Below are 25,145 nucleotides of genomic sequence, written 5' to 3'. Positions count from 1 at the left end.
GCCCCGACAGAAGTCGGGGCCCCGTACTGCACTCTTTCTTGGTGCACCCTGCACAAAGCGGTTACCACTCTCGAATACCACTCCGCGCACCGCCTGTCGATTTCCCACCCCCACCGGTCCCCGTCGTGACGGTTCCTCCGGACGACCGCCCCCCTCCGCTCGCGCTCCCAGTGGCAACCGAACTCGTCCCGGAGTAGGGACGCGCGCTGCTCGGACTGCCGCCTGGTGGATTGGCTGCTACCCTCGCCCTGGCAGCCTTCGCCTCCGCCATCGCACGACCCCGCCGATAGCCGACATTGTACTGCAGCTCCTGACGCGTATCGAGGTTGAGCCGGTACGCCATGTAGTCCTGACGATCCCACCCGAGCGGTGCGCCGATGGCCCACACCGTCTGAATGCAAGACTCGTCCATCCAGAGACAGGGGACCGGCGCCGGTGCCACGCCCGAAAATGGCCTGCTGGCGATCGGAAGCGCCTCTGCTCCCATCTCCACCGCCGGGGTCTCAACGACCTCGACCTTGATGCCCGCGGCCAATACCGGCTCGAAGTCCGTGCTCGGCGGTGGTTGGAAGCCTTGCGTCGCCGAAGTGGGTGCCTGGACCAACATGAACGCGAGCAGCAGCGGAGCGGTCATTGAGTGCCCCCAAGGGTATTCCGAGACAATGGGACAATTAGCAGAAACCCGCAAGAGCGGGAAAAGCTGCGCCCCGGAGCTCGTGCCCCGGGGCGCTGCTCATATCCTACCTGCCCCGCCGCCCGCCGCCACCGCCGCCGGAGGGAGCGCTCCCGCGGGCGGCACCACCGCCGCCAGACCGACCACCGCTCCGCGCTGCAGGCGGGCTGGACGGACGGGACTGAGGTTGCGCACTGGGCCGGCTGCCTCCCGATGAGCGGCTCGGCGGCTGTACGCTCGGCCGACTGCCGCCCGAAGCCGACGGCTGGCGGGAGGGGGTTGCGGCCCTGCCGCTGTTCCTTGGGCTGGCAGCCGATCCAGCAGTAGTGCGACCAGCCGACCCGGCGGTACTCCGACCACTGGAAGGTGCCGTCGGCGAAATCCTGGGCCGACCCGACACCGCCGGGCGCTCCTGTCCATCAGATGTCCATCCACGCGCCCGGGTGCTGTTGGAAGACGCACCCGTGCTGGACCGGGCCCTGGGCGCGGCACCCGACGTCCCTGTCGTTGGACGCCTGGTTCCGCCCGTATTCGGCGTCGCAGCCGCCCCAGACCCGCTCCCACTCGACGGCCGCCGAGCAGTACCTCCGGTGGCGCCCCGATTCGTGCCACCCAACGATCTGCCGATGGTCGAGCCGCGCTGTCCGCTCGGATTGGGCTGTGCGGACGGCCGGGCGGCAGGGCGCCGACCCGCCTCGGCACGACCGCTGATCGTTGCCGCGTCCGTGGTCAACCGGCCAGTTCCTGACATGCCATAGGTCGGCCGGTCACGGTAGGTGGTCTGGAACACCGACGACCTCGGCGCGAAGGCGTCGCCACGCGGGCGGTAAGGATTGCCCGCAGTGGTGATGGTCCCGCCGGGCTTGAAAGTGTAGGGGCGGTATGCCGGATAGCCGGGGCCGTACCCCGGGTAACCGTACCCGTAACCTGGATATCCATAGGCCGGATATCCGTAGCCGTAGGCCGGATACCCCCAGCCATACGCCGGATAGCCCCAACCGTAGGCGGGATAGCCCCAGCCATACGCCGGGTAGCCCCAGCCATAGGCGGGATAGCCGTACCAGCCGCTGTAGCAGCAGGGCGAACCGAACGAGATCCCGACACTCCAGCCGCCAGTGTAATAGGTCGGCCACGGCCAGCCGGTCACCCCGATATAGGTTCCGCCGCCGCCGCCGGTGACGACTTCCGAATAGGAGTAGACGATGTACCGGTCAATCGCGTAGTCGAACCCCTGGGTGGTGAAATTCAGGACGAAGTCGGTGAGTTGGCTTTCGGGATCGTCCGCGGCGTTGTACTGGTCGAAGACCGAGTAATCCCAGTGATCGCCCCGCACGAACTCGGTGAACTGGAAGGGTGACTTGGACCAGGCTGCGTAGACCATTCCGCTGGCCCCGGCCTCGTCGAGGTAGAAGGACCCCCGGTTGTCGCGCCCGACGACCTTGTAGGTCTTCCCGCCCCGGATGAAGTTGTCGTCGCCCGGGTCAAGCGGAAAAAGGACGCGAATGCGCCCGTTCTGGTCGGTCTGGAGGAGGAGGACGTAGCCGTCTGCGCTGGCCCGGAACTGGGCCTGGGCATAGTCGCCGCGGTTGTACTCGCCGCCGCTGTTCAGCGAGACGGTGATAGGCGGGGGCGGCCCGTCGGCGAGGGACGCCGCGACCGCGATCGACGCGAGCAGTGTGGTAAGCATGATTCCTCCTGGCAGTACCGACGGGGCGATTTTGCCCACTTGCAATCGCCCACATTAACAGCGAGGGTCGTGCCAAGATCTAACCGATTGCAGCGCAACGCTTTACGAAAATAGGCCTCCACGAATCCGTCCGCCGCTGGGGACGCCTTCTACCCTTCCCGTCCCCCGGCCCATCGATGCCAGTACATCCGCAGCTCGGAAATCTTGTCGCCGCTGGTCTCACAGAACATCGCGCCGCGCGCCTCAACCCATTCACCGGTGCGCCGACGGCGGAACGTGACCTTGTACTCGGCGGAAAACCACGGCCCAACCACGAAGATCTCGCCGCTCGAAAAGGTGACTTCCGCCTGGTGGACGGGTACGTCCCGCCAGTACTGGAGGATCGCTTCCCGCCCCTTTCGCGGCGCGCTGAAGGGCGTCTCGATGAAGACGGCATCGTCAGTGAAAACCGACATCAACAGCGGCACGTCCCCCTTGGCCCAGCCCTTGCCAAAGGCATCCACCAGCCGGCGACCCAGCGCCCCGGTGTCCGGGGACGCGCTTGCCGCCGACGCCGCAGGGTCCGACATTGAGGTTGTATCCATGGCATCAAATCTACTACTCAGGTACCGGGGTTGCACCCTCGTGGCGCTCGCGCTAGCCCTCGGCACGGGGTCGGCCTCTGGCCAGGAGGCCTGCGCCACGGCCGCGGCCGACCTGGCGAGTGGATGGAATGCCTACCGGCAGGACTCCCTAAACGTTGCGGCGGATCGATTTCGACGGGCGGCTACCTGCGGGTCGGCGGGGGCACTGGCCGGGCTCGGATTCATCGCCCTGCGGCAGGGCACCCTGCCGGCCGCCGACTCGCTGTTTGCTGCCGCGTTGGCCCGTGATCCGCGGTCGGTCGACGCCTGGGAAGGGACGGCCCGGGTCGCCTGGCGCCGCGGGGACCATGCCGCCACCGCCGACGCCGCGAGGCGGGCGCTGGCGCTAGCGCCGGAGCGCGCCGACCTGCGGGAACTGCTCGTTGCAGCGGCACCCGACTGGGACCGCCCACCGCTTCCTCCGAAGCGCCGGCCCCGGGGTTTTTCCCTCGTCGCCCAAACCGCCGGCACCGGCTTCGAAGTCCAGGATTCCACGGGTCGCTGGGTGCCGTTCTACATGCAGGGCGTAAATCTCGGTGTGGCACTCCCCGGGCGGTTCCCATCGCAGTTTCCCACTGACTCAGCGCTCTACGCGGGTTGGCTGGACACGCTCTCCGCCATGAACGCAAACGTGCTTCGGGTCTACACCATCCTCCCGCCACAGTTCTACCGTGCGCTCCGCGCCTGGAACCTCGCCCATCAGACCCGGCCCCTCTGGCTGGTGCATGGCGTCTGGACGGAACTCCCGCCCGGGCATGATTTCGATGACCCAGACTGGAAAGCCGGCTTCCGGGCCGAGATGCGACATGTTGTCGACCTGATCCATGGTGCCGCCGAGCTTGGGCCGCGTCCGGGCCACGCATCCGGCCGATTCGACGCCGACGTGTCGCGCTGGACGGCGGCCTACATCATCGGTCGGGAGTGGGAGCCGTTCGCGGTGAAGGCGTACGATTCGCTGCACCCCGGTCCCCGCGCTTACGCCGGCCGATACCTTGCGACGGACGCGGCGCCGGCCATGGATGCCTGGATGGCCGAGCAGTGTGACTACCTCCTGGCCTACGAAATGGATGAGTGGAATGCGCTGCGGCCGATCGCGTACACGAACTGGCCCACGCTGGACCCGCTCCACCATCCGACGGAATCGAGCACCGCCGAAGAATCGGAATGGCGCCGGCGTGCCGGACGACCGGTGGCGGGCAACAAGCTGGAATACGAGAATGATGCCATCGGGCTCGACGCCAACCTGATCCACCCCACGGCCCGGAACCCCGCCGGCTGGTTTGCCAGTTACCATGCCTACCCGTACTATCCGGACTTCATGCTGTACGACCCTGGATACCTCCAGGCGGAATCGAGCGAGGGCCCCTCCACCTACTTCGGCTACCTGAGCGACCTGCGCCGGCACCATTCGGACATACCCTTCGTCATCTCGGAATACGGCGTCCCTTCGAGCCGAGGGAATGCGCACCTGCAGCCGCAGGGATGGAATCACGGGGGGCACAGCGAGACGGAAATGGCCGCCATCGACGCACGGCTCACCCGTGAGATTCGGGAAAGCGGCGCGGCAGGCGCCATCCTCTTTGCGTGGATGGACGAGTGGTTCAAGAAGAACTGGATCGTCATCGACTTCGAGCAGCCGGGGGACCGGAACCGGCTCTGGCTGAACGCGATGGACGCGGAGCAAAACTACGGCATTCTCGGCCAGTACCCCGGACCTGCGAACAACCGCCCCGTGCTCGGCGGCGATCCCGGCCCGTGGCGTCGGATGGCACCGGTCCAGGCAGGCGATGGCATGATACGGACGATTCGGGCCGGGAGTGACGAGGGCTATCTCTACCTGGCACTCGAACTCGCATCGGGAAGCGTCGACTGGGCTCGTTCGCGCGTCCGCGTGGCGTTGGACACGTACCTCCCCCGTTCCGGACAGACGAAACTCCCGGACCTGTCCCTGCGGAGTGAAATCGGGTTCGAGTTCCTGCTTGAGCTGGACAACCCCGCGCAGGCGGCGCTCAGGATACTGCCATCGTACAACCCGTATGTGGGTACGACCGCGATCCAGGGGGGCGACGACTTCGGTCAGTTCTACCGGCGGCCGGCGACCATCGGCATCGAAGCGGATGGCCGGTTCGACCCGATGTTCGTGATCACCAACCGGGCCCGGTTTGGACGAGACGGCACCTTCTTTCCCGCGCAGGGCTACGACCGCGGGCTGCTGAAGTTTGGCCGGGAGGAGGAGAGCAGCCTCGCCGACTGGTACGCCGACACGGCCGCTGGCCTCATCGAGATCCGGCTGCCGTGGGGGCTCCTGAACGTGACCGATCCCTCGAGCAGGACAGTACTCTTCGACCGGGACGGGCAGTTGATAGGAGAATTCGGCACGGCCATCACCGACGGGATCCGGATTGGCGCGCTCGTCTACGGGAGGGACGATCCCTCGCGGCTCCTCTCGGCGCTCCCGGCCCCCCGGGGCAGCACGTGGCGAGCCGACGACTTTGCGCTCTGGCAGTGGGGGCGCTGGGAGGAGCCCACCTCGCACAGCCGCCTCAAGCCGGCCTACGATTCATTGCAGGCCACATGGAGGAGCCGGTGATGCCGGCCCACCACATCCCTCAAGGTCCTGGAGTCGACGTGACTCGTGCCTGTTCGGCAGTTCTGCTGGTCGGAGCGCTGTTGTTGATCCCGGTCGTCGGAAGGGCCCAGGTCGTCGACGCCGACGCCGCCTGGAACCAGGGCCGCTATGGCGCCGCCCGGGAGGCCTACCTCCGGGCGCTCACCCAGGACCCGGCGTCGGTGCGCGCGAGCTATCGCCTCGGGGTCCTCGCCGCGTGGGACGGCAATCTCGACTCCGCGCTCACCTACCTTGCCCAGGCACGCACCGCCGACCCGGCGGACCCCGACGTTCGCGCGATGCAGGCGACGGTCCTCAGCTGGGCCGGGGAGTACTCCGCATCGCTGGTGAAATGGGACAGCCTGATTGCGCTGTACCCGGAGCGCCTCGACGGTCTCGTCGGCAAGGCGCGCACGCTGTCGTGGGACGGCCGCGAGCGGGAGGCCGATTCCCTGTACCAGGTGGTGCTCCGGCGCGACCCAACCAACGCCGACGCGCTGAACGGCACGGCGCAACTCGCCTACTGGGGTGGACGGTCGACCGAGGCCATCGCGGGGTACCAGCGAGCGATATCGTACCGCCCGAGCGATTTGACCGCGCACCTTGGGCTGGCCCAGGTGTACCGCTCGGTCGGGCGCCAGCACGACGCGCTTGCCGAGGCGGACAGCGCATTGGCGCTGGCGCCGACCAACAAGGAGGCAATGCGGGCCCGGACGGACATCGTACGCACGGTCCAGGCAGCGGTCGATGTCACGCTCGGCTGGAGCGACGACTCCGACGACAACGAAATGTGGTGGCAGACCGTTTCCGCCTCGACACCGGTGGCAAACCGGGTGCGGGGCTTTGGCTCGGTGGGCGCGTATGAGGGGAGCAGCACGCCGGACATCACCGCCACCCGCGGGACTCTCGAAATGGGAGCAACCTATACGCAGGACACCTGGCAGCTGACCGGCGCCCTCGGCGCGCAGGGGCTCTGGCCGGATTCGGGAGTGTCCCGGACGGTACCGACGGCCAGGCTGGGGGCCACCTACCGGGTCCAGCCTGCGCTGGGCCTCGGCGTGAGCTATGCGCACTTTCCCTTCGCCGAAACGGCGTCACTGATCGGGGCCGATGTCGATGTGGACGCGGTGGACGCCTCGATGGATGTGACAGCAGGCTCCGGGGTGTCGCTCGGGGCGGGAGGGGGCGCCGGGTGGTTCAGCGACGGCAACGTCCGGACCTCCGGAGTCCTTGCCGCGACCAAGCAGCTCCCGCACCATCTCTTCGTGGGGGGGATGGCCCGCATGGTGTGGTTCCGCGAAACGGTCCCGACCTACTTCTCACCCGATCGCTTCACCGTCGTGGAGGCACGCGGCGGCTACGTCCGCACGGGCACCGACTGGGAGACGCGGATCGGGGGCGGCGCCGGCGTTCAGCAGATCGCGAACACCGGGCCGTGGCAGTTCGAGGGGCACATCGAGGGGCGGGCGTCGTGGTGGTTCTCCGAGCGGAACCGTCTCGAAGTGTTCGCGGGAATAAGCAACAGTGCCTACGTCTCGGCTACCGGCGCCTATCGCTGGGGGACGGCGGGCCTCGTCATCCGGCTCGGCCTCTAGGGCCGCACAAGCCCGGGGTCAGAGCCAGCCGCGAAGTGTCTCGATGAGCAGCCAGGCGTTGAGCGCGCCGATGACCCCCGCAATCAGCCAGGCGAGCACCTTCAGCCACGGCGGATTCACGAACACTCCCATCTTTGCCTTGTCGCTGGTGAACATCACCAGCGGCACCACGGCGAACGAAAGTTGCATGCTCAGGATGACCTGACTGAGGATCAGCAACTGGCCGGTGCCCCGCTCGCCTGAAATGGCCGTGACGATGACGGCGGGCACGATGGCAATCAGTCGCGTGATCATCCGCCGGAGCCACGCCGGCAGCCGGATGTTCAGGAACCCCTCCATCACGATCTGGCCGGCGAGCGTGCCGGTAATCGTCGAGTTCTGCCCCGAGGCCAGCAGCGCCACCGCGAAGAGCACGCTGGCCATCGTGGTGCCCAGGAGCGGCGCGAGCAGCTTGTGCGCGTCGCCGATGTCCGCGACGCCCTGGTTGCCCGTGGTGTGGAACGTGGCCGCCGCAAGGATCAGGATGGAGGCGTTGATGAAGAAGGCGAAGAAGAGGGCCAGCGTCGAGTCGATGGTGGCGTACTTGATCGCCTCGCGCTTGCCCGCCACCGTGTCGCCGAAGTTCCTCGTCTGCACGATCGAACTGTGCAAGTAGAGGTTGTGCGGCATGACGGTGGCACCGAGGATCCCGATCGCGATGTAGAGCTTGGCCGAATCGGAGATGATCTCCGTCGTGGGGATCAGTCCGCGAAACAACTCCCCGAGCGCCGGCTGGGCGAGCACCAGTTCAATGGCGAAACAGGCGCCGATCGTGGCCACCAGGACGATGACAAAGGCTTCGAGCCACCGGAATCCGCGGTGCTGCAGCAGCAGGATCAGGAGCACGTCCACCGCGGTGATGCAGACGCCCCAGAGCAACGGAATGCCGAAGAGCAGGTTCAGGGCGATGGCCGAGCCGATGACCTCCGCCAGGTCACAGGCGGCGATGGCGACTTCGCACAGCAGCCAAAGCACGAAGTTCACCGGCCTGGAGTAGTGGTCGCGACACGCCTGGGCCAGGTCGCGGCCGGTTGCGATGCCGAGCCGCAGCGCGAGGGCCTGCAACAGCATGGCCATGATGTTGGAGAGGAGAATGACGCTGAGCAGCGTGTAGCCGAAGCGCGAACCGCCGGCGAGGTCGGTCGCCCAATTGCCGGGATCCATGTACCCGACCGCGACCATGTATCCCGGGCCGGCGAAGGCGAGCATTTTCCGCCACCAGGGGGCGCCGGCCGGGATGTTGACTGTGCGGAACGACTCGGGAAGACTCGGCGAGATGCGTGCGTGCCGCCATCCCGCGGTCAACTCCTCGATCGGGGGCCCGCTGGAGCTCATTGGGCCTCTCCGCGGGAGCAGAGCAGGATGCCGGCGAGTTCGGCCCCGAGCAGCTGCTCATGGGTTCCGGCGCGGACGGTCATCGGCCCGCCGAAGGGCTGACGGCTGACGACCACTACTGCTGCTCCGGGTACCAATCCGTGCTCGGCGAAGTACCGCAGGCGATCCGCCTGACCCGTCTCGACCCGCCGCAACTCCACCGCTTCCCCGACCGGCACTTCCGACAGCGGCGTGTACACGAGTTCGACCATCGACCCGTCCGGGGCCGGGATGGGATCGCCGTGCGGATCGACGCTCGGGTTTCCCAGCGCGGTGGCCATCCGCTCGATCAGGCGGTCGGAGACGGCGTGCTCCAGATGCTCCGCTTCCTCGTGCACGGCATCCCAGGTGTAGTCGAGGAACGCCACGAGGTACGACTCCAGGATTCGATGCCGCCGCACCATCTGGAGCGCCGCGCGCCTGCCCACCGCCGTCAGTTCGACTCCCTTGTATGGCACGTGCTCAAGCAGCCCCTGTTCCGAGAGCCGCTTGACCATGCCAGTCACGGAGGCCGGGGCCAGCTCAAGCAGATGGGCAATCTCGGTGGTGCCGGCAGGCGTTCCACCCAGCGACAGGTGGTAGATGGCCTTGAGATAGTCCTCGACAGAGCGAGTCAGGGTGGGTGACGAACTGGGGGCCATGGTCCGAGCCAAAATTAGGGTTGCCTAATTTTAATTTACTGCCCACCTAAACACAACAGCCCCTAATCGGGGCTGGGCGGTCAGGCCTGGGTGGGGTCTTCACGATCAGGACAGCTCAACGCAGAGGCACAAAGAGCCTCGAATGGAGCGATGGAAGTCCGGGGCGGACTTACTCAGCGGACAACAGGGCGACCAGCGGGGCGAGGATGCGCTCGGTCATGCCCCAGATGGGGACCGGAGTGACGTGATAGGCAGGGAACTCGCGAATGGTATCGCCGAGGCGGATGCCGAACGGTCGATAGGAATCGGGATGCACGAGCGACTCCCATGCAACCCAGAGGTAGTCGGCGACCTCGATGTTGGGTATGACGGAGGGCCTCTCCGCGAGCATGAATACAAAGGGCCGGACCATCAACGGCGGGAGGTGGGGCGACCGGGGCGCCAGGTCGTCGAGCATGCCGGTCAATTGGCCGGCCGACAGCGCAATGCCGACCTCTTCGTGGGTCTCGCGGATGGCGGTCTGGAGCAGATCCGCATCCTTCGGTCCGCTCCGTCCGCCGGGAAGCCCCATCTGCCCGGACCAGGGATCCCCGGCGCGCTCGGCCCGACGGATCAGGAGCACCGCGTCGGGATCGGGCACCACCACCAGTGCCACCGCCGCCCGCGACAACCCAGGGTCTTCCACCGTCCTCGGCGCCCGCCCAGCAAGGTATCCGGCGATCCGCTCCTGTAACGGTGTCATCCGGGGTCTATCACAAGTTGTCGAGGCGAGGCGCCGAATCCGGATTTCCGCCGTCGAAGACGACCTTCCAGCTTCCGTCTGCCTGTTTCCGCCAGATCGTGACGTACTTCCCGGTCGCGACCGCCGCCTTCCCTTCGGCGTTGTAATGCCGGCTCTGCCAGACACCCAGCGTGTAACCGAGGTCGCCCGCGGCGCTTGCAAAGGCCATCGTGGGCCGCCAGGTGAGGCGGAAGGTGGTGTCGGCGAAGGCGGGAGCCATCGAGGCGCGAATCGCCCCGATCCCCGGTGTGAACCGCACGTCGGGCTCCATCTGAATGGCGGAGCTGTCGAACGCCGCCATCCATCCCTCCAGGCCGCGCTCGGCGGTCGCCGCGGCGAACGCCTCATCGGCGGCCATCAACGAGGCACGCACCGCGTCTGGATCGGGAAGCGGTGGAGCGGCGGGTGCGCAGCCGACCAGAGCAAGCGTCGCGGCGATAGCGAGTTCGATGCGCATGGGCCCTCCAAGGCGCGGAAGACTACGTAAGAAGGTGCTTCGCGAAGAAGCGGATGGAGGCATCGGCGACGCCGGTGAACTCGGGCGTGGGACCCTGCCAGGGGTGGACGGCGCCGAAGGTATGGCCGGCGCCGGGGACCGTGAGCAGTTCCGTCCCCTCCCCACCTGCCGCGTGCAGCGCCTCGGCCTCGGCCAGGGGGACGACGGCATCCGCGGTGCCATGCACGATCAGCCACGGTGCGCTCATGCGGGAGGCGGCTGCTCGGATGTCCAGGGACGTCTTGCCGTGCGCCATCGCGTCGTCCAGCGCATCGGTGTACATCGGCAGCACCTGGCCGGTGCGCGAGTTCACGATGTCGACCTTGCCGGTAGCCCGCCATGTCGCAACCTCTTCGAGCGAATACCGGTTGACGCTGCTGATGGCGGCCCATGTCACCAGCGCGGCGACACGTGAATCCGCCGCGGCCGCGAGCACGCCGAGTCCGCCGCCTCGCGAGTGGCCGAGAAAGCCGATCGACGTCGGCGGGGCGGCATCCAGCGCACCGGTCGCGACGGCCTCGATGACCCGACCGATGTCCCCCAGGTCTCCACTGAACGTGGCCCGCGCGAACCGGTCGGGAAAGACGACATCGCCGGTGTCGTCCACGCCGCTGCCGCTGAGATTGAAGCTGACGGTCGTGAACCCGGCCTTCGCCAGTCGTTCGGCGAACGGGGGAAACATCCCCCAGTCCTTGAATCCCTTGAACCCGTGCAGCACCAGCACGGCGGGCCGGGGGCGGGATCGATCGCCGGTGCGGACGTCGATGAGAATCTCCCCGAGGTACCCGGGCAGGCGGTGACGAGTCAGCGAGGGCGTTGCCACGCCTACCTCACCGCCCCGTCGAGGATTTCGACTTCGCCCGCGGTCGCGTCCAGACGGACGTCCACGCCAAGCGGGAGCGTCCACTGATCATCGACGTGTCCGATGGGGAAGCCGTAGGCCACGGGGACCTGGAGGGGCGCAAAGTACGTGGTCAGGACCTCGTCGAAGCCGAGCGCACCGTCGCCAGTGCCCCGCTTGAGTTCCGTGAACTGCCCGACGATGATGCCGGCCACGCGCTGCAGCGCGCCGATGGAGCGCAATTGCGCAAGCATGCGATCGACGGAATAGAGGTCCTCGCCCACATCCTCGATGAACAGGATCTTTCCGTCCAGTTTCGGGAAGTAGCGGGTCCCGACGAGGCAGATCAACAGCGTCAGGTTGCCACCGACGAGCTGGCCCGTGGCCTGCCCAGGAATGAGCGTCACGATCCGATGATCGGTGGGCACGAGCACATCGGCGGGTGGAGCCACCCGGCCGAGGCGACCGGCGGCATTCACCGCACCGAGAACCCGGTCGAAGTGCCAACGACTGAACGGGGTCAACGGGGAGCGGGCCATCGGGCCGTGAAAGGTGACCAGCCCCGCCTCCACCTGCGCCGCATTGAGCAGCGCCGTGATGTCCGAGAACCCGATGATGGCCTTGGGCCGTCGCTTGAGCGGACTGAAGTCCACGCCGTCGAGGATGCGGGTCATGCCGTAGCCGCCACGGAGGCACCAGACGCCGTCGATGCGCGGATCGGCAATGGCGGCGTTGAGGTCGCTGAGGCGCTGTTCGTCCGTACCAGCCAGGTATCCGTAGTGCCGGTAGGCATTCGGCCCAAGCACCGGTTCGAAACCGAGCGCCCGGCAGAGTTCCTCCCCGCGCAGCAGGTCATCGTGCTCCAGCAGCGGGCCGGCCGGCGCAATGAGCGCCACCCGGCTTCCGGCGGCCAGCACCGGCGGTCTGACGAAATCCTTTGACCCCATTTGGACTCCCGTACTAGATTGAAGGCGTCACTTCCAGGAGGAACGCACTGCGCGCTTCCCATCCGGCCCTGTTGGCCGCCAGCCGCGTCATTTTCGACCTGCGGGACGACATGGTTTCGCAGTGGGCCGACTGGCTCGGCGACCGCATGCAGACCTCCACCACAATACCTCGCCCGGTCATCGAGCGGGAGTTGCGGCTGATCATCGAGCTGCTCGGCGAGATGGTCGGGCCGGTCCGGCGCGAAATCAGGCCGGTGTGGTACCATGCGTGTGAGCACTTCGGGCGGGTGGCCGCGGCGCGCGGCCTTGCCGCCGGCGAAGTGGTGGACGAAATGCAGTTCCTGCGCGAGCTCCTGATCCGGAACCTGGCCCCGATCCTGGCCGCCATGCGGCCCATCCGGGCCATGGCCATCATGCTCCAGTTGAACCGGGTGCTCGACAAGGGGATCAGTGTGGCGGTTGTGGGGTATACCGACGCACTGGTGGCTACCATCTTCGCCCAGAACGGCGTGCCGAGCGAGGGCACGGCGGTGGACGCGGAGGAAGTCGGCCGTCAGCTCGAGCAGCTCGAGGGCGAGCTCGCCGCCGTCACCCGCAACCAGTAGGTCCCGTGGTCGAATCGCCTGGCTTCTGGGCCGTCCTTCCCTGGGCGGCTCCCTTTCTTGCCTTCATCCGTCTCGCCCGCCACCGGCCCAATCTGGCCGACGCGCCGCTCGCCGGCGGCCGGCTGGTGTCGGTCATCGTGCCGGCGCGCAATGAAGAGGGCAATCTTCCCATCCTGCTGGACTCACTCCTGCAGACCTCCTATTCCCCCGTGGAGATTCTCCTCGTCAACGATCGTTCGACGGACGGCACCGCCGCCGTCGCCCGGCAGTACGTCGAACGGGATTCGCGGGTGCGGTTGGTCGAGGGGGAGGAACTCCCGACTGGATGGTTCGGGAAGCCATGGGCGTGCGTGCAGGGCTACCGCGCGGCTCGGGGCGATCTGCTCCTGTTCACGGACGCCGACACCCGGCACGCGCCGGAGCTGCTCGGCCGCGCGGTCGGGGCCCTCGAGTCGGAGCGGCGAGACCTGGTGACGGTGATCGGCCAGATGGTCTGCGGCTCGTTCTGGGAACGGGTCATCATGCCGATCATCAGCGCCCTGCTCGCCATCCGGTTTCATCCGACAGTCGTCAACCAGGCGCGGCGGGCGAGCGAAGTGATCGCCAACGGCCAGTTCATCCTGGTGACACGGGAGAGCTACGAGGCGGTGGGGACACACGCGGCGGTGAAGCATGAGGTGGCCGAAGACCTGGCGATGGCGCAGCTCTACTTCCGCGCCGGCCGGCCGCAGCTCTTCACCTTTGGCCTGACGCTGCTCGGCACGCGGATGTATACGAGCCTGGCGGGCCTGATCGAGGGATGGTCCAAGAACGTGTATGTGGGAGGCAGACGCTCGTTTCCTGACGAACCGGTGCGGCGCGCCCTCATCCCGTTCATGTTCAGCCTGGGTGCGCTCTTCTGGCTGCTGCCGCCGGCGGTGCTGCTGCTGGCCCTGCTGGGGGTGACGCCGGGGTGGCTGGAACCGGCGGCCTGGGCCACCGGGCTGAGTGCGCTCTTCTGGGTGCTCTTCGACACCGGGTTCAGGATCAACCCGCTCTACGGCCTGACCTACCCCTTGGGCGTCGTCATGACTGGCTGGATCTTCGCCCGCTCGACCCGGCGTGGCGAACGCCGGATTGAGTGGCGAGGCCGCACCTACTCCGCGGAGTAGGCGGGCGGTTGCGCCGCTCGCCCGCCCGGAGAATCTTTCCCCGACACCACTTCTCGGAGATGCCATGCGCCTGACGATTACGGAAGAGATGCTGGAGGCCCTCGAGCGGGCCTCCGACAAGCCGGACTGGCTCATCGAGCAGGTGGAGCGGATGCGCTCCGAGGGCGCACCCTATATCCTCCCGCTCGGCTCCCAGCAGAGCACCGCGCTCGAGGAACTCTGTGCCATGAACATCCGCTTCACCCCGGACGGCAAGGTCAAGCCGGAGCACGCGGCGCTCGATGCCCTGTCGACGCTGGTGCTGGAGAACTACTAGGGCACCACCGCCATGCACTCCACCTCCGTCCGCGCCCCGAGCACCAGCCCGCTGCTCCCCAGCGCGCTCCGCGCCGGATACGGCGGCGAGAACACCTCCCGATAGACGGCATTGAAGGCACCCCACTCGCCGATATCGGCGAGGAAGATGGTGCATTTCACCACGTCCTTGAGCGACGCACCGTGCCGCTCGAGGATGCCGCGGATGTTCTCCAGCACCTGCCGTGACTCCGGTCCAATCCCCCCGGGTACCAGCTCCAGCTTGCCTGGCACATTGCCGATCTGCCCTGACACGATCAGCAGGTTGCCCACCTGCACCGCCTCGGAGAACGGCATGCCCCGGAGGACGGAATCGCCCGCCAGGTAGAACTGCGGAACCGCGGCAACCGGCGGCGAGGTGGGTGGAGGGGGCGCCTCGCAGCCGAGGAAGGAAGCGGCAAGCACGGCGAGGGGCAGGGCGCGCATCGCAAGACTCATGGGGGACTCTCCTTGTGAAGGCCAAATAGACCACGCGATTGCGCAGACCGCCACCCGCCATTGCGGCGCATCTTCATTTGGGCTAGTGCCACGTTCGAATGATGCTCCTCCGCCCTCCGCCTCGTCGCATCCTGGATCACACACTCCGGGAATGCGCACGTGCACTCAGGCCACGCCCTGCAATCCATCCTCGCCCTTCACGACCTGCCGCACCTCGTCGCCTCCTTCGGCCACGAGCCGCTGTGGGAGCCGCTGGATGTGGCCGGCCTGGACCTCGGCCGCCGATCCGACCCGCCACTGGAGGCCGCGATCGTGGGCCGGCTTGGCAGATTCACCTGGTACGCGGTGGCATCGAACAACCCGGCACAGCAGGCCTCCCGGATGGCACGACGGCTGGCCGAACGCGGACGAATGTGCGGTGTGCTTGGGCTGGACCACGCCGAGCGGAAGCTCGCCGTGTCCGTCGCATTCGACGAGACACCGACCCTTGTAGTAGACCTGGCGCACCCCAGCCAGCTGGCCACCTGCTGTCTTGCCCGCATCGGCGCCGCCCAGTCCGGCGGTTGCCTCGGCATTGCCTCCCGCACGGCGGAGGCGCTCTCCGGCGCCAGCGTCGGCAGGCAATTCTTCGCTGCGTTCCGTGCAACCCTCGACCGCCTCATGGGCGCGTTGCCCACCGCGATGCCGGAGCGACACCGCCACGAGTTGGGGCTGCTGCAACTCACCCGGGTTCTCTTTCTCTATTTCGTGCAGGCGAAGGGGTGGCTCGACGGCTCCGATCATTTCCTGCGCAGGCACGTGGACGCCTGTCTGTTCCACCGGCGATCGATTCACCGGCACCTCCTGCGGCCACTCTTCTTCGGCACCTTGAACCAACCGTACCATCGGCGACATGCCACGGCCCGTGCGTTCGGACGGATCCCGTTCCTGAACGGAGGCCTGTTCGAACAGCATCCCCTGGAGAGGCGGCACCGGCCCGACATCCCGGACGGCATCTGGCGAGACGCCTTCGACACCCTGTTCGAACGCTATCACTTCACAACTTCCGAGGAGGCTCCGGGCGCGATCGCGCCGGACATGCTGGGACGGGTATTCGAGGGGGTGATGGAACCAGGCGCCCGAAAGCAGAGCGGAACCTTCTACACCCCTCGGGCTCTCGTCCGCGGCGTGTTGGACGCCGCGCTTGCCGGTTTCGTCGGCGGACGGCTGGGCATTCCGGAGGCCGAAGCGCTTCGACGACTCGAAACGGGGGAGGTGCGCGCGGTTCAACTGCTCGATGACATCACCATACTTGACCCCGCCGCAGGCTCAGGTGCCTTTCTCCTCGGCGCCCTGGAGCGACTGACCGCGCTCCACTCCGGGGCTGGGCGGGCCGTGTCCCCACGGCAGATCGTCGCACGCAACCTGTTTGGCGTGGATCTCAACCCGGCGGCCGTTCGCCTCTGCGAGCTCCGCCTCTGGCTGGCAATTCTCAGTGCGGAGCCCGCCGGCCCCCCGGATCAGGTCGAGCCGCTGCCGAATCTCGACGCCTACGTCCGGCAGGGTGACAGCCTCGCCGATCCCCTCCGCCTGATGTTGCGGCATCCACTGCGCGCGTCTCGCCAGGCAGCCGCCCTCGAGGCGGCGCGGCGTGCGGCCGCCGTCGCCAGCGGCGTTCCCAAGCGCGACGCATTTCGATTGCTCCGCCGCGTGGAGCGCGACGCTGCGCTGGAACGACTTGACCAGGCCATCCTCGAACGAGAACGGGAGGTGCACCGACGGCTGGACGCGGCCCGAGCCCCCACCCTCTTCGGAGAACGGCAGGGCCTGGATCGACGCGCCCGCCGCCTGCTTGGCGCTGCGCGCACCGAACTCAAGGCACTCCGCGTATCGAGGCGCCGGCTTCGGGAGGATGGAGTTGCCCCATCGTTCGACTTCGACGTCCACTTCGGCGATGTGACGGCGCGGGGAGGGTTCGACCTCGTGGTTGGCAACCCGCCCTGGGTCCGCGCCGAAGCGTTGCCGCCCGGCACTCGCGCGGTCTTGCGAGAGCGGTTCCGCTGGTGGCGCTCCGGGCGCGGACCCGGCTACGGCCATCAGCCCGACCTCGCCGTGGCGTTTCTTGAACGCGGATGGGAATTGACCCGGCCCGGCGGTGTCATGGCGATGCTGGTGCCGGCCAAGATCGCGACCGCAGCCTATGGCACGGCGGCGCGCGCCGCGCTAGGCGAGCACGGCACCCTGCTCTCGATCACCGACCTGACCCGGGATCCTGCGGCGGCGTTCGAGGCGACGACCTATCCGCTGGCCATTGTCGCCCGGGCAAGTCCGGCGCCCGCCGGCCACACTCCGCAACTCGGGCTGCACCCCGGAGCCCGAACCCCGTCGCCGCCCGCCATCCATCCGGGGGCGCCGTGGATACTTCACACGGCCGGGCTCCAGCAGACGCTCACGCATCTGAGGCAGCTGCCCCAGCTATCTGAGTCGGTTCGGATCCGGCTGGGAGTCAAGACCGGTGCGAATCATCTCTTCCTCTCCCCGGACACAGAGATTGAGCCGGAACTGGTGAGGCCGGTCCTGCGCGGCAAGGACCTCCGTCCGTTCAAGGGGAGTCCTTCCAGCCACATGATCTGGACGCATGACACGCTGGGCTCCGTGCTCCCCACCCTGCCACCCCATGCGGCCCGCCACTTCGCTCGTCATCTCGTGGCGCTGCGCTCCCGGTGCGACGATGGCGGTCGAGTGCCGTGGACGCTCTTTCGCGCCATCGCGGGCGGGCGGGTACCACGCGTGGTGTGGCCGGACCTCTCCCTCCGCCTCGAAGCAGCCTGTCTGGTGAGTGAGGACGAGCTTCAGTGGGTGCCCTTGAACAGTTGCTACGTGGTGCTGACCAAGTCCGCAGAAAACGCGCTGGCGCTCTGCGGCTGGCTCAACTCAACCTGGGCCAGGGCGGTCGCCCGGGCGACGGCCGACCCTGCCAGCGGAGGATACGCGCGGTTCAATGCCCGAGCGGTCGGAGGCATCCCGCTGCCACCGGAGGCACTGCTGGATGAACGGCTGGCGATGCTCACAAACCGAGGCCGCGCCGGGAAGGAAGTTCAGGGTGAAATCGACGACGTGGTCGCGGAATGGTTGCAGCTTCGTCCGCACGACCGAAGGGTTCTCTCCGAGGTGGTGGGCGTGGGCTCCACGCGTCGTCGCTGAAGAGCTCCGACCGCTGACCGATCCGCTTCCCGGGCTGCTCGTTCCTGGGCCGGCAGCCCCGCCCTCCGCCGTTGCTCGCGCCATTTCCGCGACGCTGGCGCCCCCGCGTGCGGCAGATGACGCACCGCCCTGGCTGGACCCGTCGCAAGCGGATGCCTTCCAGATCCTCCTGGAGGCAATCAGGAGTCAAGGCGCGGTGCTCTGCGCCGATTCGGTCGGCAGCGGCAAGACCTTCCTCGCGCTCGCCATCGCACAGACGATCGGTGGTCACTCGACCGTCTGCGTCGTTCCTCCGGCGCTCCAGAAGCAATGGCAGGAGACCGCGAGACGGCTCGGCGTGGCCGTCACCCTCTGGTCGCATTCCCGGCTTTCGCGTGGGCTCACCCCGCCGGGAGAGCCCAGTGTTGTCGTCGTGGACGAAAGTCATCACTTCCGCAACCCAGGCATCCGCCGGTATCGCACCCTTGCGCCATGGCTGATCGGCCGACAGGTGCTGCTGCTCAGCGCAACCCCGATCGTCAATCGCCCGCGTGACCTCTTCCACCAGTTGCACCTCGGCCTGCCGGACGATGCCCTGGCCGACGACGGCACCGTCTCGCTCCGGACGGCGTTCAATCGTGACGCCATCCCTCCTGCGCTTGGGCGGTTCGTCATCCAGCGAAGCTTCACACCAGCCACACCACAGCGCCGCGAGCAGTCTGCGGTGCTCCAGAGCGGCGCCGTTCCGCTTCTGCCAGCACTCGATGGACTCAGGCTTTCCACCCACCCCGAGGTGGCCGCGCTGGTGCGTACCGTGTTGTTGCACGCCGCCGCCTCGAGTCCCGGCGCGCTGGTCGCTGCGCTCCAGCGCTACCGGCTCCTTCTCCTCCAGGCACAGGACGCGCTTGCCGCCGGAATTCCACCAGATCGACGTTCCCTCCGGCGGGTACTCGGACATTCACACGAGCAGCTCATGATGTGGTCGCTGTTGCCCGGCGCCGATGCGGCGGGAGAGCTCTGCCTGGATGACCTCATGGCGCTCACCGGCCTCCTTGCGAGCGCGCGGGAGGCCGCGAATCGACCCGACGCAAAGTCGATCGAGCTTGCAGAGGTGCTGCACCGGGATGTGCCGACACTGGTCTATGTCACCGCGCGGGAAACCATCACCTACCTCCGCCGCCACCTGCCAGACCGCTGGCTGGCCTGGTGCAGCGGGCAGCGCGCCGGGATCGGCGCCACCACGCTGCCGCGGGAGGAGGTGCTCCGCTGGTTCCGCCCGGACGCCCCGCCTCACCCGCCTGGCGTCCCCGGACGACCGAAGACGCTGGTGACGACCGACGTCACCGCCGAGGGACTCGACCTGCAGGGGGCAGGGCGCGTCGTGCACTATGACTTGCCGTGGACCGACGTCCGCCTCGCCCAGCGCGACGGCCGGGCGATTCGCCGCGGGTCCACGCATGCCGCGGTAGATGTCGTTCGGTTCCTGCCTGACCGCCGTATCGAGCGCCGATTGCGCCAGATGAGCTGCCTGACACGGAAGTCGGCGCTCCCCGCTCAGGTCGGCCTGGGGCCCGGCGGCCGCTCCAAGTGGCTGTGGCGTGGAGAACTCGCCGAATCGCTGACGGGGGTGGCGGTCGAAGGGGTCTGTGCCGTCCGGGCGTCCAGCGCAGGCGCCTTGGCAGGCGTCTCACTGGAGCGCGAGGGCCGGCCGGCGGCATCCGCTGTTTTCGCCAGGACCGAGGGCTCGTCATGGAGGCTGGATGCCGAAGAGATCCGGGCACGCCTCCACGAGGCGGGGGCGGGCATGCCGCTCTCCCCGCCTTCGCGGATGGAACTCGACGAGTGCCTCGCCACGCTTGCCCCGCATATTCGCTCGCTGCTGCGCGGCGCATCCCAAGTGCGGGTCGGTGGTCTGCCCCTTGGGGCAGCGGCGCTGGCGCTGGGCAAGCGACTTCGGCGGTTGGCCGCAGAGGCCGCTCGGCAGCGAGACGCCGATCTCCTCGGCGTGCTTGAGCACGCGCTCGGATTCTGTACCCGAGGTCATACGGCGGGGGAGGCAATGCTCATCGAATCCCTGCTGTCCCTCAGTAGTTCAGCGCTCCTGGCCAGGTTGGAGCACCTGCCGCCCGCGCCGACGCCCGCACCGCCGCTGCGGCCACGATTGACGGGGCTGATCGTATTTCGGAGAACGTAGGTGCTGCAGCGAAGGCGTCCGGTTGCGCCGGCCCTCCCGCGGGTCACGGCCGTCGATGGCGAAGAGTTCGAGTTGACGGATCCCCAGGCGCACAACGACACACTGATCGGCGAGTCGGTGCCGGAGGAGATCTGGACCTACATCGCGCTCACGGATATCACCCGGGTGGCGATCAAGAAGATGGGCGCGCTCCGGACGGCGGGCGCCGCCGCGCTGATGGCCGGGCTGGTCACCGCCATCGTGCTGCTCTGCGACGACCCGGAGCCGTGCACCGACGCGACCGAGGAGTAGTCTCCCCTTCCCACCCCTGCTACCTTCTCCGGATGCCAGCTCTCAAGACCGTCCTGTTCGACCTCGACGGGACCCTCATCGACTCGATTCGCCTGATCATCGACTCCTATCACCACACCCTTGAGGTGCATGGAATCCCGCCCAAGACCGACCAGGAATGGCTCGACGGGATCGGCACCCCGTTGCGGGTGCAGTTTGCCGAATGGGCACACGACGAGGTCCAGATGGAGGCGCTGATCGCCACCTATCGGGACTACAACATCCACCACCACGACAGCCGCGTGACGGTGTATCCAGGCGTCGTGGAAATGGTGCGGGCCGTGCGGGCCGCCGGGTGCCGGACCGGGATCGTCACGAGCAAGAACCGGGTCGGGGCCTATCGAGGCCTGCGGCTGGCGGGACTGGATGAAGCGATGGATGTCGTCGTCGGCGCGGACGATGTGGTCAATCCGAAGCCGCATCGCGAGCCGGTGGATCGTGCCGTGGCCCACCTCGGGGCGGATCCGGCCTCGACTGTGTACGTGGGCGACAGCATCCACGACATGCATTCCGGACGAAGCGCCGGGGTGCGGACCGCCGCCGTCCTCTGGGGGCCGTTCGGCCGGCCTGACCTCGAAGCGGCCGACCCGGACCACTGGCTCCAGCACCCGCACGAATTGGTAACTCTTCTCACCGCTTAGCCTTACACAGCGACCTCCGACACGGCGTGGCCGGCTCATCTTGCGGCGGTCGCCGCCCACCTTATCTTCCGCCCGGGCAGTTCGTTACCAGAACTTTACCGGGATGTTGCAATGCGCCTCCTGCCGCGGGACGAACGATTCTTCGATCTCTTCACCAAGGTCGCCACCCTCAACGTCGAAGCTGCCAAGCAACTCAAGGTCTTGCTGGGCACCGAAATGGACCGGCGACTTCCCATCGTGGAATCGATCAAGCGGCTGGAGCATGAGGCCGACCTGGTCACGCACGAAGTCGTCACCCGCCTCGACCGCTCCTTCATCACCCCCCTCGACCGCGAAGACATTCACACCCTGGCCTCCCGGCTCGACGACGTGATGGACCTGATGGACGGCTGCGCCCGCAAGGTGCAGGTGTTCCACGCCGGCGACGCCCCCAAGGGGGCGATCCTGCTGGCCGAGACGATCGTCGGAGCCACCGAGCAACTGCTGGTCGGGGTCAAGCACCTGGACCGGTCCAAGAACAACGAGGTCCTCGAGGCCTGCATCGCCGTGAAGGGGATGGAGGAAGACGGCGACGCGATCTACCACCACTGGCTCGGGGAGTTGTTCAAGGGGCATCCCGAGCCGCTGCTGGTCATTCGCTGGAAGGAGATCTACGACACGCTGGAGAAGACCCTCGACTATGCCGAGGATGTCGCCAACGTGCTCGAGTCCATCTTCATCAAGCACGCCTGACCATGGAGCCCTCGGTCGGGTTCGTCCTCGCCATCATCGGGGTGGCGCTGGTCTTCGACTTTATCAACGGCTTTCACGACAGCGCCAATTCGATCGCAACGGTCGTCTCTACGCGGGTGCTCTCCCCCGGCGTGGCGGTGGTCTGGGCAGCGTTCTTCAACTTCGCGGCCGCGTTCATCGTCGGCACAGCGGTGGCCAAGACCATCGGCAAGGGGCTGATCGACCCCTCCGTGGTCGATGCCAACGTGGTACTTGCAGCCCTGCTGGGCGCCATCGTCTGGAACCTGATCACCTGGTGGCTGGGGCTTCCCAGCTCGTCGAGCCACGCGCTTCTCGGCGGGTATGGCGGCGCGGCCGTCGCGAAGGGCGGCGCGGGCGCCCTCATCGCGGCGGGGTGGGTCAAGCCCATCCTCTTCATCGTCATCTCGCCGCTGCTGGGCATGGGGCTTGGCCTGGGCCTGACCGTGTTGCTCTCCTGGGTGCTCCGCCACCAGAGCCCGGGTCCGATGGACAAGTTGTTCCGGCGCCTGCAGCTGCTCTCTGCCGCGCTCTACTCGCTCAGCCATGGCGCGAACGACGCCCAGAAGACGATGGGGATTATCGTGGGCCTCCTCGTGGCCACGCAGGCGCTCTTCATGGAGCAGTCCGGGCTGCTCCACATCTTGTATGTGCCCACCGCAGACACCATTCCTCTCTGGGTCGAGATGGCCGCCTACTCCGCCATCGCCCTCGGGACCGCGATGGGCGGCTGGCGGATCGTGAAGACAATGGGCACGCGGATCACGAAGCTTCGCCCGTTCGGGGGATTCTGTGCCGAGACTGCCGGGGGAATTTCCGTGCTGATCGCGTCCTCGATGGGAATCCCGGTCAGCACCACGCACACCATCACCGGGGCGATCGTCGGCGTCGGCTCGGCCAGCCGGCTGAGCGCGGTGCGGTGGGGCGTGGCCGGCACCATCGTCTGGGCCTGGATCCTCACCATCCCGATGAGCGCGGCCATCGCCGGGCTCACCTACCTGGCGCTTCGCTGAGCGGGGCCGCGCAGGATCGCGCGGCTCCCGGCTATTCTTCTGCATGCGTCCGCATGCGCTCCTCCTCGCAGCAGGCTCCTCCACCAGGTTCGGCAGCAACAAGCTGCTGGCGCTCTGGCGCGGGCGGTCGGTGCTCAGCCACGTCATCGCCACCATGACCGCACTTCGCGACCGGGGCGTCGTGTCCGGCGTCACCGCCGTGGTTCAGGACGGCGACGAACGTGTCGCGGGCCTGCTCCGGCAGGCGGGAGTTCGGGTGATCTGGAACGAGCACGCCGATCGGGGGATGGCCGGCTCCCTCCAGCTTGGCCTCCGCGCCCTGACGATTCTCCGCCCACAGCCAGAGGCGGCGCTCATCTTCCTTGCCGACCAGCCCGCCGCGCCTGCCGAGGCGGCCGAGGAGGTTGTCCGCGCCTGGGAACTGGGGGGCAGCGCCGTGATCCGGCCCCGATACGCCGCGGCGCCGGACGAACCCGGTCATCCGGTGCTGCTCGACCGCGACGCCTGGGGGCTCGCCGAACGCCTGACCGGAGACGAGGGCCTCGGGCGCGCTCTGTCGCGGACCCCGGAACTCGTGGTGCACGTGGACGTCGACGGGGCGAACCCCGACGTCGACACGCCCGCGGATCTCTCCCGTCTCGAGTCATCCCAGCAATGATCTTCGAATTTGGCGGCTCGCCCGAGCTCGGCTCCCCGCGGGAGGCGGTCTGGCGGCACCTCCAGGATGGCGACCTGATGGCGGCCTGCACCCCCGGCACCGAATCATTCGAAGTGCGCGGGCCGGGACGGTACACGGTCAAGTGCAGCGTGGGGTCCGGCCTGGTGCGGGTCCATGTCGTCCTCGAGGCCGAATTGCACGACCTCCAGCACCCCGACAGCCTCCGCCTCCGCGCCACGGGCACCGCGCCCGGCTCGACCCTGGATGTCGACACCCTCGTGCGCCTCGAGTCGCTCGATGCGCAACGGACCCGGCTGACCTGGAGTTCGGTGACCGGGGTCCACGGCATGCTCGCCGGATTCGGACGGGGAATGGTCGAAGATGTGCTTCGGCAGTTTACGGAAAAGTTCTGGACCAACGTCGCAGCGCACATCGCGGCCGCCCCTCGCAGCGGCGCCTACCTCCTCGACTCGCCTGCGCTCCGCGCGCTCTCGCCCGACGTGATCGAAGGGGCTGTCCTCCTTGCCTCCTTCCCAGTTGGGGAACGGACGTGGGCAAAGGGCCATCGACTCACCGGCGCCGAGGCCGCCCTGCTGCACGATGCCGCGGGGGCCGGACTTTCCGGGCCAGTGCGCCTGGCCTGGATCGGTGCCCACGAACTCCACGAGGCGGAGGCGGCACGCCTGCTTGCCACCGCCGCAGCCGGGCCCGGCATCGCCGCCAGCCCGGTGCATCAGGGGCGGATCGACCTGGTAGCCACGCATCGGGGCGTCCTGACAATCGTGCTCGAGGGGCTGGAACGGATCAATGCCATCGACCCGCTGGAACTCTTCACCCGCTGGAACCACCAGCCGGTTGAGGTCGGGGAGTTGGTGGCGAGTGTCAAGACAGCCCCCCACATCGTTGCAGCGGACGCCGTCACCGAGGGGGTGCGCCTGGCCGGAGAGCATGGCCCCCTCCTCTCCGTGCGACCGTACACCGGGGTCACCGTCGCCGCCCTCGCGGCGGAATCGCTCCCGGCCGGCGCCCTTGAACGGTTCGTGGCGGCCTCGCGGCTACGGGCGGAATCACTGGGGGGAAGCTTTCTCGGCGTCCGAGCGATCCCGTCGGATGGATCCACGGACGCCGTCGACCACGCTCGGGCCGCCCTGGAAGATTTGGCCGTTCAGCAGCGCACCGGGCTGGTCCTGATTGGCGGCGTCTCGGCCGGTGACCCCCTCGCGCCCTTATTCGAGGCCCTCGAGGGGTTGGGTGGTGAGGTGTTTCGGCACGGCGTGCCGGCGCATCCAGGGTCGATGCTCTGGCTCGGGCGCCTCGGAGCGACCCAGCTGCTCGGGCTTCCCCGGTGCGGCGCCTTCAGCATGGCGACTGCCGCCGACCTCCTCCTCCCGCGCCTCATGGCCGGCGAGCAGTTCACTCTGGCATCGATCGCCTCCCTCGGCCATGGGGGGCTGCTGGGACGTGAGATGCGCTCCCGCTTTCCGGCCTATGCCCGGGAGTTGCCCGAACCCGCCGCCTCTTGACCTCCCCCTCGTGAAGCGGGT

Annotated in this window: 22 protein-coding genes; 13 read left to right on the top strand and 9 right to left on the bottom strand. The window is 67.9% G+C overall.

What is annotated here, in order from left to right:
* Positions 1-740 precede the first annotated feature (740 nt).
* On the bottom strand, positions 741-2,360 hold the full coding sequence (locus R2910_08490) for a DUF4384 domain-containing protein (protein ID MEZ4413006.1): 1,620 nt from the start codon (positions 2,358-2,360) through the stop codon (positions 741-743).
* A 149-nt stretch (positions 2,361-2,509) separates the two neighbouring features.
* The gene (locus R2910_08485; GenBank protein MEZ4413005.1) at positions 2,510-2,929 is read right to left on the bottom strand and encodes a nuclear transport factor 2 family protein; all 420 of its coding nucleotides are present in this window, start codon (positions 2,927-2,929) and stop codon (positions 2,510-2,512) included.
* Between the two features lie 55 nt (positions 2,930-2,984).
* Here R2910_08485 and R2910_08480 point away from each other — a divergent pair, with 55 nt between their 5' ends.
* Both R2910_08480 and R2910_08475 read left to right on the top strand, forming a co-directional pair.
* Positions 2,985-5,573: a hypothetical protein gene (locus R2910_08480; GenBank protein ID MEZ4413004.1), complete on the top strand. Its 2,589-nt coding sequence runs from the start codon at positions 2,985-2,987 to the stop codon at positions 5,571-5,573.
* Between the two features lie 38 nt (positions 5,574-5,611).
* Positions 5,612-7,186 (top strand): tetratricopeptide repeat protein, encoded by a 1,575-nt coding sequence (locus tag R2910_08475; protein MEZ4413003.1) that lies wholly within the window; start codon positions 5,612-5,614, stop codon positions 7,184-7,186.
* Positions 7,187-7,204: 18 nt separating this feature from the next.
* On the opposite strand, the gene R2910_08470 is transcribed toward R2910_08475, so the two are convergent.
* The 6 genes from R2910_08470 to R2910_08445 form a co-directional block, all read right to left on the bottom strand.
* Entirely contained in the window at positions 7,205-8,560 is a 1,356-nt protein-coding gene (locus R2910_08470; protein ID MEZ4413002.1) for an Nramp family divalent metal transporter, read from the bottom strand.
* Complete coding sequence (locus R2910_08465; GenBank protein ID MEZ4413001.1) at positions 8,557-9,240, bottom strand: metal-dependent transcriptional regulator; 684 nt, start codon at positions 9,238-9,240, stop codon at positions 8,557-8,559. Before R2910_08465 ends, R2910_08470 begins: the two co-directional genes overlap by 4 nt.
* A 169-nt stretch (positions 9,241-9,409) precedes the next feature.
* Complete coding sequence (locus R2910_08460) at positions 9,410-9,982, bottom strand: CoA pyrophosphatase (protein ID MEZ4413000.1); 573 nt, start codon at positions 9,980-9,982, stop codon at positions 9,410-9,412.
* A 10-nt stretch (positions 9,983-9,992) separates the two neighbouring features.
* Positions 9,993-10,478, bottom strand: a complete 486-nt coding sequence (locus R2910_08455; GenBank protein ID MEZ4412999.1) for a DUF4440 domain-containing protein — start codon at positions 10,476-10,478, stop codon at positions 9,993-9,995.
* A 22-nt stretch (positions 10,479-10,500) separates the two neighbouring features.
* The gene (locus R2910_08450) at positions 10,501-11,340 is read right to left on the bottom strand and encodes an alpha/beta hydrolase family protein (protein ID MEZ4412998.1); all 840 of its coding nucleotides are present in this window, start codon (positions 11,338-11,340) and stop codon (positions 10,501-10,503) included.
* A gap of 2 nt (positions 11,341-11,342) precedes the next feature.
* Positions 11,343-12,305 carry an LD-carboxypeptidase gene (locus R2910_08445; protein ID MEZ4412997.1) on the bottom strand — a complete coding sequence of 321 codons (963 nt, stop codon included), beginning with the start codon at positions 12,303-12,305 and terminating at the stop codon, positions 11,343-11,345.
* Between the two features lie 71 nt (positions 12,306-12,376).
* Between R2910_08445 and R2910_08440 the strand changes: the two genes are divergently transcribed.
* From R2910_08440 to R2910_08430, 3 genes are all read left to right on the top strand, one after another.
* Positions 12,377-12,910, top strand: coding sequence for a hypothetical protein (locus R2910_08440; GenBank protein MEZ4412996.1), 534 nt, complete (start codon positions 12,377-12,379; stop codon positions 12,908-12,910).
* 5 nt (positions 12,911-12,915) lie between these two features.
* The gene (locus tag R2910_08435) at positions 12,916-14,061 is read left to right on the top strand and encodes a glycosyltransferase family 2 protein (GenBank protein ID MEZ4412995.1); all 1,146 of its coding nucleotides are present in this window, start codon (positions 12,916-12,918) and stop codon (positions 14,059-14,061) included.
* Between the two features lie 64 nt (positions 14,062-14,125).
* A complete protein-coding gene (locus R2910_08430) occupies positions 14,126-14,377 on the top strand; it encodes a hypothetical protein (GenBank protein ID MEZ4412994.1) in 252 nt (83 codons plus the stop codon).
* On the opposite strand, the gene R2910_08425 is transcribed toward R2910_08430, so the two are convergent.
* The gene (locus R2910_08425; protein MEZ4412993.1) at positions 14,374-14,853 is read right to left on the bottom strand and encodes a Rid family hydrolase; all 480 of its coding nucleotides are present in this window, start codon (positions 14,851-14,853) and stop codon (positions 14,374-14,376) included. The genes R2910_08430 and R2910_08425 overlap by 4 nt on opposite strands.
* Positions 14,854-15,012: 159 nt before the next feature.
* Here R2910_08425 and R2910_08420 point away from each other — a divergent pair, with 159 nt between their 5' ends.
* From R2910_08420 to R2910_08385, 8 genes are all read left to right on the top strand, one after another.
* Positions 15,013-18,036 (top strand): type IIL restriction-modification enzyme MmeI, encoded by a 3,024-nt coding sequence (locus R2910_08420; GenBank protein ID MEZ4412992.1) that lies wholly within the window; start codon positions 15,013-15,015, stop codon positions 18,034-18,036.
* A 196-nt stretch (positions 18,037-18,232) separates the two neighbouring features.
* Entirely contained in the window at positions 18,233-20,209 is a 1,977-nt protein-coding gene (locus tag R2910_08415; GenBank protein MEZ4412991.1) for a DEAD/DEAH box helicase, read from the top strand.
* On the top strand, positions 20,210-20,500 hold the full coding sequence (locus R2910_08410; GenBank protein ID MEZ4412990.1) for a hypothetical protein: 291 nt from the start codon (positions 20,210-20,212) through the stop codon (positions 20,498-20,500).
* 32 nt (positions 20,501-20,532) lie between these two features.
* Positions 20,533-21,180, top strand: a complete 648-nt coding sequence (locus tag R2910_08405; protein MEZ4412989.1) for an HAD-IA family hydrolase — start codon at positions 20,533-20,535, stop codon at positions 21,178-21,180.
* Between the two features lie 111 nt (positions 21,181-21,291).
* On the top strand, positions 21,292-21,912 hold the full coding sequence (locus tag R2910_08400) for a DUF47 family protein (GenBank protein MEZ4412988.1): 621 nt from the start codon (positions 21,292-21,294) through the stop codon (positions 21,910-21,912).
* A gap of 2 nt (positions 21,913-21,914) precedes the next feature.
* Positions 21,915-22,943 carry an inorganic phosphate transporter gene (locus R2910_08395; protein MEZ4412987.1) on the top strand — a complete coding sequence of 343 codons (1,029 nt, stop codon included), beginning with the start codon at positions 21,915-21,917 and terminating at the stop codon, positions 22,941-22,943.
* 43 nt (positions 22,944-22,986) lie between these two features.
* Positions 22,987-23,601: a nucleotidyltransferase family protein gene (locus tag R2910_08390; GenBank protein ID MEZ4412986.1), complete on the top strand. Its 615-nt coding sequence runs from the start codon at positions 22,987-22,989 to the stop codon at positions 23,599-23,601.
* Positions 23,598-25,124 carry an SRPBCC domain-containing protein gene (locus R2910_08385; protein MEZ4412985.1) on the top strand — a complete coding sequence of 509 codons (1,527 nt, stop codon included), beginning with the start codon at positions 23,598-23,600 and terminating at the stop codon, positions 25,122-25,124. The genes R2910_08390 and R2910_08385 overlap by 4 nt, the downstream gene beginning before the upstream one ends.
* The last annotated feature ends 21 nt before the right edge of the window (positions 25,125-25,145 follow it).

It is taken from the genome of Gemmatimonadales bacterium (assembly GCA_041390145.1).
Classification (GTDB): domain Bacteria; phylum Gemmatimonadota; class Gemmatimonadetes; order Gemmatimonadales; family GWC2-71-9; genus SPDF01.
This window is presented reverse-complemented; position numbering and strand designations above follow the sequence as displayed.

Bases quoted from the DNA above. Each gene is read 5' to 3' on its own strand.
- R2910_08490 (MEZ4413006.1), bottom strand. From the start codon at position 2,360: ATGCTTACCACACTGCTCGCGTCGATCGCGGTCGCGGCGTCCCTCGCC.
- R2910_08485 (MEZ4413005.1), bottom strand. From the start codon at position 2,929: ATGTCGGACCCTGCGGCGTCGGCGGCAAGCGCGTCCCCGGACACCGGG.
- R2910_08470 (MEZ4413002.1), bottom strand. From the start codon at position 8,560: ATGAGCTCCAGCGGGCCCCCGATCGAGGAGTTGACCGCGGGATGGCGG.
- R2910_08465 (MEZ4413001.1), bottom strand. From the start codon at position 9,240: ATGGCCCCCAGTTCGTCACCCACCCTGACTCGCTCTGTCGAGGACTAT.
- R2910_08460 (MEZ4413000.1), bottom strand. From the start codon at position 9,982: ATGACACCGTTACAGGAGCGGATCGCCGGATACCTTGCTGGGCGGGCG.
- R2910_08455 (MEZ4412999.1), bottom strand. From the start codon at position 10,478: ATGCGCATCGAACTCGCTATCGCCGCGACGCTTGCTCTGGTCGGCTGC.
- R2910_08445 (MEZ4412997.1), bottom strand. From the start codon at position 12,305: ATGGGGTCAAAGGATTTCGTCAGACCGCCGGTGCTGGCCGCCGGAAGC.
- R2910_08430 (MEZ4412994.1), top strand. From the start codon at position 14,126: ATGCGCCTGACGATTACGGAAGAGATGCTGGAGGCCCTCGAGCGGGCC.
- R2910_08425 (MEZ4412993.1), bottom strand. From the start codon at position 14,853: ATGAGTCTTGCGATGCGCGCCCTGCCCCTCGCCGTGCTTGCCGCTTCC.
- R2910_08405 (MEZ4412989.1), top strand. From the start codon at position 20,533: ATGCCAGCTCTCAAGACCGTCCTGTTCGACCTCGACGGGACCCTCATC.
- R2910_08400 (MEZ4412988.1), top strand. From the start codon at position 21,292: ATGCGCCTCCTGCCGCGGGACGAACGATTCTTCGATCTCTTCACCAAG.
- R2910_08395 (MEZ4412987.1), top strand. From the start codon at position 21,915: ATGGAGCCCTCGGTCGGGTTCGTCCTCGCCATCATCGGGGTGGCGCTG.
- R2910_08390 (MEZ4412986.1), top strand. From the start codon at position 22,987: ATGCGTCCGCATGCGCTCCTCCTCGCAGCAGGCTCCTCCACCAGGTTC.
- R2910_08385 (MEZ4412985.1), top strand. From the start codon at position 23,598: ATGATCTTCGAATTTGGCGGCTCGCCCGAGCTCGGCTCCCCGCGGGAG.